This window comes from Chryseobacterium fluminis (assembly GCF_026314945.1).
GTDB lineage: Bacteria > Bacteroidota > Bacteroidia > Flavobacteriales > Weeksellaceae > Chryseobacterium > Chryseobacterium fluminis.
The window spans coordinates 4,294,386-4,306,209 of the sequence record NZ_CP111121.1; the positions used below are offsets into that span (position 1 = coordinate 4,294,386).

Annotated in this window: 12 protein-coding genes; all 12 read right to left on the reverse strand. The window is 35.9% G+C overall.

What is annotated here, in order from left to right; all coding sequences use genetic code 11:
* Positions 1-8: 8 nt before the first annotated feature.
* The gene (locus tag ODZ84_RS19685) at positions 9-875 is read right to left on the reverse strand and encodes a DUF4435 domain-containing protein (RefSeq protein WP_266174108.1); all 867 of its coding nucleotides are present in this window, start codon (positions 873-875) and stop codon (positions 9-11) included.
* Entirely contained in the window at positions 868-2,226 is a 1,359-nt protein-coding gene (locus tag ODZ84_RS19690) for an AAA family ATPase (protein ID WP_266174109.1), read from the reverse strand. Before ODZ84_RS19690 ends, ODZ84_RS19685 begins: the two co-directional genes overlap by 8 nt.
* 79 nt (positions 2,227-2,305) lie before the next feature.
* Positions 2,306-2,863, reverse strand: coding sequence for a YdeI/OmpD-associated family protein (locus tag ODZ84_RS19695; RefSeq protein ID WP_266174110.1), 558 nt, complete (start codon positions 2,861-2,863; stop codon positions 2,306-2,308).
* Between the two features lie 2 nt (positions 2,864-2,865).
* The gene (locus ODZ84_RS19700) at positions 2,866-3,399 is read right to left on the reverse strand and encodes an HD domain-containing protein (protein ID WP_266174111.1); all 534 of its coding nucleotides are present in this window, start codon (positions 3,397-3,399) and stop codon (positions 2,866-2,868) included.
* A gap of 14 nt (positions 3,400-3,413) precedes the next feature.
* Complete coding sequence (locus tag ODZ84_RS19705; protein WP_266174112.1) at positions 3,414-4,262, reverse strand: hypothetical protein; 849 nt, start codon at positions 4,260-4,262, stop codon at positions 3,414-3,416.
* 146 nt (positions 4,263-4,408) lie between these two features.
* Positions 4,409-5,563: an FAD-dependent oxidoreductase gene (locus tag ODZ84_RS19710; RefSeq protein WP_266174113.1), complete on the reverse strand. Its 1,155-nt coding sequence runs from the start codon at positions 5,561-5,563 to the stop codon at positions 4,409-4,411.
* A 23-nt stretch (positions 5,564-5,586) separates the two neighbouring features.
* Positions 5,587-6,339 (reverse strand): helix-turn-helix domain-containing protein, encoded by a 753-nt coding sequence (locus tag ODZ84_RS19715; protein ID WP_266174114.1) that lies wholly within the window; start codon positions 6,337-6,339, stop codon positions 5,587-5,589.
* Between the two features lie 215 nt (positions 6,340-6,554).
* Positions 6,555-7,091 (reverse strand): hypothetical protein, encoded by a 537-nt coding sequence (locus ODZ84_RS19720; protein ID WP_266174115.1) that lies wholly within the window; start codon positions 7,089-7,091, stop codon positions 6,555-6,557.
* A 47-nt stretch (positions 7,092-7,138) separates the two neighbouring features.
* Positions 7,139-8,857, reverse strand: coding sequence for a HAMP domain-containing sensor histidine kinase (locus ODZ84_RS19725; protein ID WP_266174116.1), 1,719 nt, complete (start codon positions 8,855-8,857; stop codon positions 7,139-7,141).
* Between the two features lie 5 nt (positions 8,858-8,862).
* Positions 8,863-9,972, reverse strand: a complete 1,110-nt coding sequence (locus ODZ84_RS19730) for a sensor protein KdpD (RefSeq protein ID WP_266174117.1) — start codon at positions 9,970-9,972, stop codon at positions 8,863-8,865.
* A 121-nt stretch (positions 9,973-10,093) separates the two neighbouring features.
* The gene (locus ODZ84_RS19735) at positions 10,094-11,179 is read right to left on the reverse strand and encodes a porin (RefSeq protein WP_266174118.1); all 1,086 of its coding nucleotides are present in this window, start codon (positions 11,177-11,179) and stop codon (positions 10,094-10,096) included.
* 14 nt (positions 11,180-11,193) lie between these two features.
* Complete coding sequence (gene kdpC / locus ODZ84_RS19740; RefSeq protein WP_266174119.1) at positions 11,194-11,742, reverse strand: K(+)-transporting ATPase subunit C; 549 nt, start codon at positions 11,740-11,742, stop codon at positions 11,194-11,196.
* Positions 11,743-11,824: the final 82 nt, after the last annotated feature.

Below are 11,824 nucleotides of genomic sequence, written 5' to 3' on the forward strand. Positions count from 1 at the left end.
TTTTACTATTAACTTTTTATATATGAATTTATTTCTGTTTTTAGATATAAAAGAGCTTTGTCATTAATGTCTTTTGATAATAAATAAGTGAATGATTCAAGTGTCATTTGGGATATTAAATTTAAACTTTGTAAATATTCCTTGTAGAATAACAATAAATATTTACCCGGTATATTACTTAATGCTAATTGTTGTGTTTTAAAATATTTTTTAAATTTTCGTAACTGATTTGAAAGTGAGAATCTTGAATTAATGTTCTTTAACAAAATTTGAATTTCATCATAATAATCTGTAATGAAATTCATTCTGTAACAAGGATACGGAGTTGAAAAATCAAAATCTCGAGCATTATTTATTTTATAATAAGGATGGTTTAATGATTTTTCTTGAATTATTATAAATACGCATGCCAATTCTTTTAAACATTGTACAGATTGTTTTTGCATAAATTTATAATTTAATAATAAGTCAATTTGGTGATTTTTTAATTTAGGATCTTTTATACGTATAATTTCATAGATTGATTCCTTTTCAAATAAGTAATTTTCAATTGAATATTTTCTTAAATAAAAAAGATTATCAAGGATACTGACTCTAGAAAGTATTAAATCAAAATCTAAATCAGCAATGTATATTTTCTTTTTATTCCCATGATTAATGCCTGCAGAACTTATAATATTAGATTTTCCATTTAAAGGAAAAATTTTTTCAAAGACTAAATCAGGAAATAATTTTTTTAGAATATTAAAGTATAAATGTTCTTGATCAGTATCTTCAATGTAAAATTCTACTTCATTAAACTGTGTGTAAAGAATATCCTGTCCCAATAAAAATGAATCAGTAAATTCAGGAAAACCAATTTGAGTATTATTCATTATAAGGTAATAAAATTTTAGTTTTTATTCTTTTTTTATTTGCTAATATAGGAGAGTGTGTTGCTAATATTAATTGTATACCACTAGGTGTTATTCTTTCCAACTGATCTAAAAAATCTTCTTGCCATTTAATATGTAAAGAAAGTTCAGGCTCGTCAATTATAAAAATTTTACCATCTTGACTGTTAAAGGCAATATATGAGAAAAGTATTAAAAGCTGCTGCTCTCCAGATGATAAAAATCTAAGATCTCGATATGGATTTAAAATTTCACCTCTTCTATCAAGAGTATGAAAACATAGTTCAGCAGTATCATCTTTAAACAATATTTTTTTTGAAGAATCTTTCAAAAAAAAATTCAAAGTATCTATAAAATTAATAATTTTCTCTAATTTCTTATTTGATTCGGTATCAAATTGTTCAAACTCTTTTAGTAATTTATTAACCTTAACAAATTGACTTGAATTTAAATTATATAATAATTTAAATGTTGGATCTGTTGAATTTTCATCATATTTAATAATAACTTCTTTTAAGTTGGTGAAAAAATTAGATATAATTTTTTTTGCAGTATTGTCTAATACACTTTTTTCGATATTTATAAAATAGTCATTTACTCTTTTTTCAGCTTTTTCTATTTGATTAATTGTAAGCTTATTCCTACTAGTTACTGATATAGAATCTAATGTTATACTACCTTCAAATGAGGATAACATTAGGTGATTTTTTAGATTATTAGTTAGTTTTAATATTTCATTTTTTTTTCTTCTATATTCTTTGTTCAATATATCTTTAACTCTATCTAATGGAGAATATTTAGATATTGATTTCCTGTTAGCTATAGATTCATGACTGCTTTCATAATATAAATATTCAGATTCTTCTGCATATAAATTCCTATCGAGACCGATAACAGTGGGGCTTGGAAATGTAGAAATTAGCTCCCAAGTTTCTTGTTCTTCAGAGTCAGGTTTTAAACGAGCATATTGAGTTATTAAACTATCTCTAAGTGATTCGTTTTCATTTAGTTCTGAGGGTGGCGTGATAATTTTGACAATTAAGGGATGAAATTTAACTTTATTACGTTTAATGTTATAAGCAAATTTTATTTTATCATGTTGGCATTTAATTTCGTAATCATCATTGTTAAATGTGAAAAATAATTGAATATAGTCAAATTGAGTTATACAAAGGTTTTCAATTGATGGTTTTAATACCCAATTTATAATATTAAGTATACTGGTTTTACCTGAACCATTTATTCCCACAAGCAATGTTAAATCGTCATTGAATTCAATTGATTTATCTATATAACCATATAAATTTTTTATAATAATTTTATTGATTTGCATATATATTACTTTTAACAAATATATATATAATTACATAAATGTAATAAGGAAACCCGTAAACCTACTTTTATCATATAATTTACAAAACTCTTTTCTCCAATTCACTTTCTCTGATGGTCTTTTCCAGTCGCGACAACCTCGTTTTCTCCTGCTTTGCCCGCATGATCCAATGCAGCATTACTTTTTGGTAAGAAGGAGCCTGACTGTTAAAAAATTCCCAGGCTTTTTTATGGGCTTTAAAAATCTTTTCAAATTCAGGATCCAGCGTTGCCGGTTCTTTTTCGTGAGAATAAATGGCTGATTTTTCTTCCTTTCGGAGCTCAAAAGCTTTTAATCCTTCAGGTTTCATTAATCCGGCTTCTGAAAGCACTTCAACTTTTTTAATATTGATGGCACTCCAGATGCTGGTAGATTTTCGGGGAGTAAAACGGATGCTGTAACTTTCATGATCAATCGATTTTCTCACTCCGTCGATCCATCCGAAACACAGTGCCTGATCTACAGACTGTGACCAGGTAAGAGAAGGTTTTTTCGTTCCGACTTTATAGAATCCGACCACCAGCTCTTTCGCAGTGATATGGTTTTTCTCCAGCCATTCCCGGAACTCTTCCTGTGTTGTAAAAAATGTGGCAGTCATTTTTATAAATTATAAATTTCTATTTTTTCTTTCAGTCTGTTTCCAAGATACTCATTTCCGTGATGAAGCTCTTGCAGAATAACTTCGGCTTCTTTCTTATATTTTCGGATCTTTTCTTCGGTCCAGAAATGAGGCGGGCGTTGCAGATTGGTAATTCTGTCGGCTAATTTTACAGCCCAGACTTCTTTTGGCTGCTGCTTAATTCTTTTCAGGCTGTCACCCATTCTCTGGCATTTTTCGAGATCAGGATTTTTAGTTAGTGCCAGAACACCCTTGGCAACAGCATTTCCAAACCCGCTTTCCAGCTGTTCAAAAGTCAGATCCGTATCTTCCAAGGTATCATGCAGCAGGGCCATCTGAAGAGCAAATGCCGTGTCAAAATTTTCAGTATTTGCTGCTGCTACGAGTATTTCCATAGCGACATTGCTGAGATGGACCACATACGGAAGATCTGTCCCCGGAATGGTCTGATTTTTATCGGTATGCTTTCTGGCAGCAAATTGTATGGTTTTCTGGTAAATATCCTGAATATTCATAAATCAAGTGATTATTATTTCTTCAATGGGTCCGAAATTCGCCCCAGAATGAGAGATTTATAGTATTTTTTTATTTTTCTGTACAGTTGATCATGTGAAGTTGTACGATTAATATCCATTCCGTTAAAATAAATCGTGGTTTTAGTATCACTGATGCTTCTCATGGAAAAATCAAGATTTCGTAACGTATCCTGACCGATAACCATGGTATTAATCTTGTAAAAATGAATATCCTGGCTTCTTAAACCGGGAATTCTCTGATGGGTAAATTCACTCATAGGATAGATGCTGTCGAAAACCATATTCGCCTGTCTCAGTTTTTCAATAACTTCCTCCTGGGTGTGTTTTACGGTGATATTACATTTGTAACACCGGAAATTACCATCGCTGTAGGTGTAGTAGAAGCTGGGCGGAGGAGAGGTTGACATCAGGACCAGGACGGTTGGAAATAATACCAAAAAAGGTTGGATATTCTTAATTTTAAAAGTATTCCATTCCTTTATTGTATGCATTAAAAAGTAAGGGACGGGCAGCAGAATAAGAACAGACAGATCAGAATAATCTACAACCCTTGTGATCTGAATAAAGGTCAGTTGATTATAAAAATCGATAAGGCTTTGTGAGTACGGAGATTTCCAAAACGTAAACAACAGAGCACTGATCCATATCGATTTTGTTTTAAGCTTCGGGAAAATATAAGTCAGCAGCAAAGGCAGTATAACAATCCCAACGATATCGGAAAGCTTTCCGGTAAGGCCATTGGAAAACTGAGCTTTCAAAAAATGATCGTTTACAAATAAGACCACCAGGCAAATAATAAAAATATAATTGAGAATTAAATATTTATTTCTTTCTGTTTTCATAAATGGAGTAAAGAGTACCGAATTTACTTATTTTCTGAGAAAAATAAGTAAAAATACTCTTCCGGATTAGCAAATGTTTTGAGGCGGGAGCAAAGCTCCCGCCCGAAAACAGATCTCATCAGACTCAGGTCTGAATCCCCCGAACATCATACCTCTTCTCCCCGGAATATTTTAAGAAGATTGTCTATGGCATCGGGAGCATGCAGCATCCCGGTACTGGATAATGTAATTTCTGTAACTGCAGAGGCACGTTTCAGCATAGCCCGTTCATAAGATGAGATGGCAGATTTTATATCCCTGAAAGTATCGCCCGTAAGACATTCTGCTAATTCATAAGCATCCTGCATCGCCATGTTGACCCCTTCCCCGGCATAGGGCGGCATCCTGTGGGCGGCATCACCCAGCAAAGTGAGATCTGGTCTGCTTTCCCAGTTCTGATCTGAAGGATAGTGGTATTGGGGGCGAGGAACAAAAGATATCTCATCACTTCCGAATATTTCCTGCCAGGTTTCATCCCATGTGCCAAATTCTTTTTTAAACCAGTCTGAAACCTGTTGCTTATTATTAAAATCGATTCCGGAACTGTAGATCCAGTTTTCATCTGTTTTACAACCTGTGTAGAAGGTTAAGGTTCCGTCTCCTTTTGTGCTGAAAAGCAGTGAACGGGCATTATCCAGTGCGAAAATTTTCCCGCCATTCACGAGTTTCCAAAGCTTCGGAGCGTTGATTTCAGCATGGTGAATATTCCCTTCGACTATGGTAATTCCGGAATAAACAGGCTTGATATCGGTAAGATAAGGCCGGATCTTTGAATGGGCTCCGTCTGCAGCAATAACAATATCCGCATAATGAGATGAGTTGTTTTTAAAGTATAACCTCCAACCTTCACCTTCTTTTTCCATGGAAACCAACTGACAGTCCCAAATCACGGTACCAGGATCTAAAGATTCCAGTAATATTTTCCTGAGCGGTGCCCTGTCAATTTCGGGGCGGCCTTCGGAATGAGATCCTGCTTCGGAATGTTCATCTAAATAAATATGTAAATCCTTATCTAAAACCTTTAGTTTTCCGGCACCGGGACGGTAATTTTCTTTGAATTTTTCCATTAAACCCGCTCTGCGAAGCGCTTCCAGTCCGGATTCTTCGTGGAGGTCCAGTGTAGCACCCTGAACTCTTATCTCCTGATGTTCATCCCTTTCATAAACTCTTACATCAGCATTTTTCAACTGTAAGAGTCTGGCTAGAGTCAATCCGCCGGGGCCTCCGCCAACGATGGCGATTTTCTTGTTTTTTATGACCATAACTTAATTTTTATGATACAAAATTACTTTTTGGGCAGAACAGAAAATTGTATAAATCGGTCGTTTTTGTTTAGGCTCAATTGTTTGGGAAGAAATCCGGAAAGTTTTTTGACTTCTCTAATAAAATGGGACTGATCAGAAAAATTTTCTTCGGGAAATAGTTTTCCTTCTTTAATATGCTGGAAAGAAGCTCTGAAACGTAATATACCGCAATAAGCCTTCAGGGAAATTCCAAATTGCTGATTGAAATAGCGGTTGATCTGTCTTTCACTCCAAACCACTTTTTCTGACAGTACTTTTACGGATAATGAACCTTTGGAAGAATAAATCAAGTCGAACAGTCTTACTTTTCTCTCATCAATTTTCTGAGTGGGGAGTTCCTCTTTTATTTTAACAGAGATTTTTTTGCAGAATTTTTCAAAATCATTGAAATCATCAGCATTGAAATTCCAGAAGTCACAGGATAAAATTTCAGCAGTATTTAATAATCCTGAAATACTCTGATGCAGAATATATTCAGACGCCAATAAATTAAAGCTGACCGCAAAAATTTTGGTTTTTTCTGCAATGGTGACCTGCTCGGGAAGGGTTCCGATTCCTAATAAAACCACATGAAAAGCTTCTGTCGAAGATTCTGAAAAGATGAGATCAATCCTGCCATCGGGCAAAAGAACGGCTTCCTTATTTTCCGACGGATTGTCCAGCATCCAGAAACTCTCGACAAAATCCGAAAGGGAAGAATCTGGTGGCTGGGATTGATATATCAAACTGCTCATGAGGCAAATTTACTTAAAAACTAAAATAGGGTATGGGTTTGAAAATCAATTTGGTTTAAATTTTAACATGATCTCATTACCATTTAAAAGATCATGGAATTATGCGATGCTGTAATCCAGTAAAATAAAGAAATATGTTATCAAAAGTTTTTTAATTTATGATTTAAAATTTTTAACAAATAATAAAAAAGTTTCAGTTAATTAATGTCAGTTCGTTATTCGAATCTCGATTCATTTTCAAATACCTTCATCATTTTGTCTGCTTCTTCATCAGTGCCGGCAATAATATTAAAGACTACATAACGCTGCCCAATCTGCGCAAAATAAAATATGAAGTACTGCTTCGTATCATTTCCGCCTTCGAATTTAAAAGCGGATTTGTGAAAATCCAATCCCTGAAATTTTTCTTCAGAAATTGTTTTTTCGGTGTAAATATCAGAAGCTTTTTTTTTGATCTCCTGAATAAAATTTTGTTCGAAAATTTCTATATGTTCTTTAAATGTACTTTCATCCTGCGGAGAGTTGATATACAATATCGAAAGTGAAGTTTGTCTGTCATTTTTGAAAATCATTTTTTCAACTCTGCCACTGGGAGATTTTTTGACAGGTTTCTTAGGCTCGGGAATTATTTTAAAGCCGTCCGGAACAGTGAGTTGCCAGCCAATTTCATCAATGGTATATATTTTTTGTTGTGCATTCATGTGGAATATCCCTGAAAACAGGAACAGGATAACGAAGATTTTCAACTTCATCTTGTTTTTTAATTTTCGCTAATTTAATTAAAAGTCCTGTGAAACCTTTACGACGGTGTATTTAATGTGAAATAAAATGTGCTTCCCTGGTTTAATGAGCTTTTCACCCCAATTTTACCATTCTGTTTTTCGATGAAATTTTTAGAAATGGCCAAACCGAGACCCGTGCCGTTCTGATGCTCTCCGGGAACCTGAAAATAACGGTCAAAGATCTGGCGGAGATATTTTTCATCGATTCCTTTTCCGGTATCGGTGATGCTGAACTGTATTTCCGAATCTGTTTTTTCAACTGAGATTTCAATTTTTTCATCCTGGAAAGAATGCTTTATGGCATTGCTCAGGAAATTATTCATCACCCAGACCGTCTTATCAAAATCTGCGGAGACAAGAGCATCATCAGGCAGTAAAAATTGGGTATGGATGGTAATATTTTTCTGCTCAGCCAGTTTTTCAATATTTTTTATAGCGGTCTGAACGATTTCCTTTGGTGAACAATTTTCAATATTCAAACGGATATTTCCGCTTTCCACCTGCGATAAGTTTAACAGCTCTCCCGTAATATTCAGTAAACGCTGGCCATCTTCATTAATGCCTTTCAACAATTCCTGCTGCTGATCATTCAGGGCTCCGAATTTCTGATTTCCAAGCAGCTGAACCCCCATTTTTATGGCCGAAATCGGTGTTTTTAATTCATGCGAAATGGTCGCGATGAAATTGGTTTTTGCAAAATCCAGCTCTTTAAAAGGCGTAATGTTCCGCAATAAGATAACCTTCCCGATGTACTTTTTTTCTTTCTCTCCGGTCCGGACAATATTAATAGGAACAATATCCTGTTCGAAATAATTTTCTTTATGATCGGAAACAATTTTAATGGGTTCTTTTACGGGATGATCTATATTTTTCAACAATTCCCGTATCAGGTCATTATTAACAGCCACCTCATGAACTGTTTTCCCGATGATTTCCTCTTTATTTAAGTTCGTGATTTTTAATGCTTCATCGTTGATCATGTAGATAAAATGATTTTCATCCAGGCCGATCACCGCATCATGCATATTATTCACCAGCGTTTCAATACGCTTTTTATCCATCAGTTGTTCAGATAGGGTACTGCTTTCATATTCCTGCAGTTTTTCGGCCATGATATTGAATGAATTCGCAAGATCACCGAACTCTTCACTGCCTTTGAAATGAACTCTTTCGTTGTAATTTTTATTGGCGATCTGGCGGATACTGAATGTTAATTGATTAATGGGTTCTGCAATCGCCTGAGGAAGATTAAACAGCAGAATGAAAGCGATTAAAAAACAGACCGTGCCCAGGCTCACAATCCAGAAAGTAGCATTTTCTGCTGTAATGATCGCAATGTCGCTTTTTCTCTCAATCCCTTTCATGTTTAGAGACATAATCGTTACCAGATCTTCGCGGATCAGTTTTTCTTTCTCTTCGGTAGGCTGGCTCAGATAACTTTTAAAATGTAAATTAAGGTTCTGAGTGGCTTCTTTCTCACCAAATTCAGTTAAATTTTTTTCCTGTAAAATGCTGTTTTTGCGGAAATCTTTAATGGCAATGCTGCTGTCAGTTTTCATCTTATCTAAAGCAAGAAGCATGTTTTTGGAGAATTCTATACTGTTGTAATTGGCGGTAAGAATTTTCTCTGTATCAGATTTCAGTTTGTTGATATACACAGATCCGATCACCGACAGCAAAACAATCAGAAGAAACAGAAGACCGACTCCTAAGGTGAGTTTTGTTTTTAATTTCATTGTTTTTAAGATAAAATAATAATGTCAATCTGTCTCTCATTCAGCCGGTTCATCAGTGGGTAAATCCAGCTGTAGCCAAAAATCCTTTGCCAGAAATGAACGTGGGGTTTTCCGATACATACGGTGGTGATATTATGCTCGATAACATAATCTAAAATTCCTGTGTGAACCCTGTTTTCCCGTACCCGAATCACTTTTGCTCCCAATTCCTGTGCTAAATTAAAATTATTAATTAAATAACGCTGTTTGTTTAAGGCTATTTTTTCAGGATTTTCTGCGGGCCTCTGGATGTATAAAACGGTCCATGGACTGTTGTAATAACTTGCCAGTCTCGATGTTTTCCGAATGATGTTTTTGGCGATCTTATCATTACTGCTGATACAGGCAAGAAATTTTACAGGCTTGAAATTTTCAGTTTTGATTTCGGTTTCTACCTTTCTTTCCACATGAGTGGCCACCTCTTTCAGAGCCAGTTCACGAAGCTGCAGAATAGGCCCGCTCCGGAAAAAATTATTCAGGGCCGTCTGTATTTTTTCCTTTTTATAAATTTTCCCTTCTTTAAGCCGGGTTAAGAGTTCATCCGCCGTCAGGTCAATATTCACAACCTCGTCTGCAAGCGCTAAAATTTTGTCAGGAATACGTTCGGAAACTTCTATACCTGTTATTTTTTTGACTTCTTCATTTAAACTTTCAATATGCTGAATATTCATCGCGCTGATCACATTGATGCCGTTATCCAGTATTTCCAGTACGTCCTGCCATCTTTTTTTATTTTTGGAACCTTCGATATTCGAGTGTGCCAGTTCGTCTACTAAAACTACTTCGGGATGGGTATTGATGATGGCCTGCAAATCCATCTCCTCCAGGTTTTTCCCTTTATAAAAGGAAGATCTCCTCGGAATTTCCGGAATTCCTTCTACCAAAGCCTCCGTTTCTGGTCTGCCATGGGTTTCGATATACCCGATCTTAACATCAATGCCGTTCCGTAATAAAGAATGGGCTTCCTGAAGCATACGGAAAGTCTTTCCCACACCGGCGCTCATTCCAATGTAAATTTTAAATTTCCCTTTCCGGGATTTTTGAATCAGTTCTAAAAAATCGGTGGCTGATGACATTGATTTTATTCTTTTTAATTTTATTTTCTGAAACATAATGTTGCCGGAACTAGGAAGCCGTAGGCCGGAAGTGATCATCACCATTTTTTATTCCCGATCTCCGGCTCCGTTTTCCGTTTAATTAAAACCAGGCCGCAAGACTTGTGGTAATGAAGAAATTTCCCTGTCGATATTCATTGTTTTTCATAAAAATGGCATCTTTGGAAGAGAAACCTCTCGCTTCTGTACGGAAAACGACATTTTTCAGGATAGCATAGTCCACATTCACGGAATATCCGAAAGTCTGGAAGCCATTGGGGGTTTCCGTTTTGATAATCACGCCGTTTTTATCACTGTAATATTCCAGTCTGCCGGCTAAGGCCCACTTGTTATTCAGCTGATATTTCATTAAAATATTAGGGGAATACCAGATATTGTAACTTTCACTTTGCTTTTCTTTCTGTTCAGCTCCGATATCAAAACCAAGCAGGGCCGAAAATTGTTCCGTCAGCTGGAAATTTCCATATAAATCATGGAAATAACGCATCTTTTTCTCTTCCTTCGGTTGATCATTGCCCACGAACGAACTGCTGTTCAGGGTAATTTTTTCGTTGGGTTTATACATAAGCTGATGTCCGAAAGAGAGGCTTTGGTTGCCCGGTGTTTTAGCAATTCTCTGCCAGCCGTTTAAAATAAGCCCACTGAGAAACCATTTTCCGTTATCCGAAGTATAGGAAATTTTAGCTCCCGTCTCAAAGTAGGGCGAATTTTCCGCTGCAAAACTTCTGGTAAGGTTCATATTATCTTTCCCGATCGCACTTTCCCAACCGATATGGGAAGGCATAATCCCGGCATCGATCCACAGGTTCTTTGTTTCTGAGATTTTGATCCCGATATTGGCTTCGTTGACATATCGAAGTGCTTCCTGTTCCGCACTCATATTGTCCTGGGCATACGTTCCCGCCATGAAAGCCAGATTTGCCCGGAGATTATCATTTTGATAAGAACCCTTAATAAGCCCGAGATTCAGGTTAAGCTCGTTGTGGCGGTTGTACGAATATAAAAAATCCTGGCGGCGGTGATTGGCCGGTTCGTTAAAATCATAGGTGTAAAACAATTCTGCATACGCGGAAAATGTTACTTTATTTTCGGCCTTTAGAGAATCCGATGACTGAGCTTTCGGAAAAAATATTCCTAAAAGCAGGGTGTTAATTATATATTTTTTCATGACTGTAGTAAAGCTTACTTCAATTTGTTTAAAGCGATATTCAATTTTAAAACATTGACTTTAGAAGGACCGAAAAGCGATGTTTCCGTTTGATTTTTAATCAGATTTTCAACTTTATCAGGAGAAATATTTCTCGCTTTTGCAATTCTCCCGGCCTGATAGAAGGCGCCTTCCGGAGAGATATCGGGATCCAGGCCGCTTCCGCTTGCCGTCACCAGTTCTACCGGGATCTTTACATTTTGCATCTCCGGATTCTGCATTTTTAAGGTGTCAATTCTTTTCTGAACCGTTTGCAGATATTCTTCATTGCTTGGTCCCTTGTTGCTTCCCGCACTTCCTGCTGCATTGTAATCTACTGCAGACGGGCGGCCGTGGAAGTATTTCGGAGATGAAAAGTTCTGCCCGATATTAACATAGAATTTTTGTCCCTGATCATGGATGATTTCCGCATTTCCCTGAGTTGGTAAAATTTTAGAACCCGCATAAACGATTCCTAAATAAAGACCGACGATAATGAGCATAACCAGGGATAATCTTAATGCGGATAGAATATGATTTTTCATTGTAATTAAATTTTTATATAATGATAGAAAGTAGGAGCGGGATGATGAAAGTTAAAAGCCACGTGTCTGGACTTCCATTATC

Bases quoted from the DNA above. Each gene is read 5' to 3' on its own strand.
- ODZ84_RS19685 (WP_266174108.1), bottom strand. From the start codon at position 875: ATGAATAATACTCAAATTGGTTTTCCTGAATTTACTGATTCATTTTTA.
- ODZ84_RS19690 (WP_266174109.1), bottom strand. From the start codon at position 2,226: ATGCAAATCAATAAAATTATTATAAAAAATTTATATGGTTATATAGAT.
- ODZ84_RS19695 (WP_266174110.1), bottom strand. From the start codon at position 2,863: ATGACTGCCACATTTTTTACAACACAGGAAGAGTTCCGGGAATGGCTG.
- ODZ84_RS19700 (WP_266174111.1), bottom strand. From the start codon at position 3,399: ATGAATATTCAGGATATTTACCAGAAAACCATACAATTTGCTGCCAGA.
- ODZ84_RS19705 (WP_266174112.1), bottom strand. From the start codon at position 4,262: ATGAAAACAGAAAGAAATAAATATTTAATTCTCAATTATATTTTTATT.
- ODZ84_RS19710 (WP_266174113.1), bottom strand. From the start codon at position 5,563: ATGGTCATAAAAAACAAGAAAATCGCCATCGTTGGCGGAGGCCCCGGC.
- ODZ84_RS19715 (WP_266174114.1), bottom strand. From the start codon at position 6,339: ATGAGCAGTTTGATATATCAATCCCAGCCACCAGATTCTTCCCTTTCG.
- ODZ84_RS19720 (WP_266174115.1), bottom strand. From the start codon at position 7,091: ATGAAGTTGAAAATCTTCGTTATCCTGTTCCTGTTTTCAGGGATATTC.
- ODZ84_RS19725 (WP_266174116.1), bottom strand. From the start codon at position 8,857: ATGAAATTAAAAACAAAACTCACCTTAGGAGTCGGTCTTCTGTTTCTT.
- ODZ84_RS19730 (WP_266174117.1), bottom strand. From the start codon at position 9,972: ATGTCATCAGCCACCGATTTTTTAGAACTGATTCAAAAATCCCGGAAA.
- ODZ84_RS19735 (WP_266174118.1), bottom strand. From the start codon at position 11,179: ATGAAAAAATATATAATTAACACCCTGCTTTTAGGAATATTTTTTCCG.
- kdpC (WP_266174119.1), bottom strand. From the start codon at position 11,742: ATGAAAAATCATATTCTATCCGCATTAAGATTATCCCTGGTTATGCTC.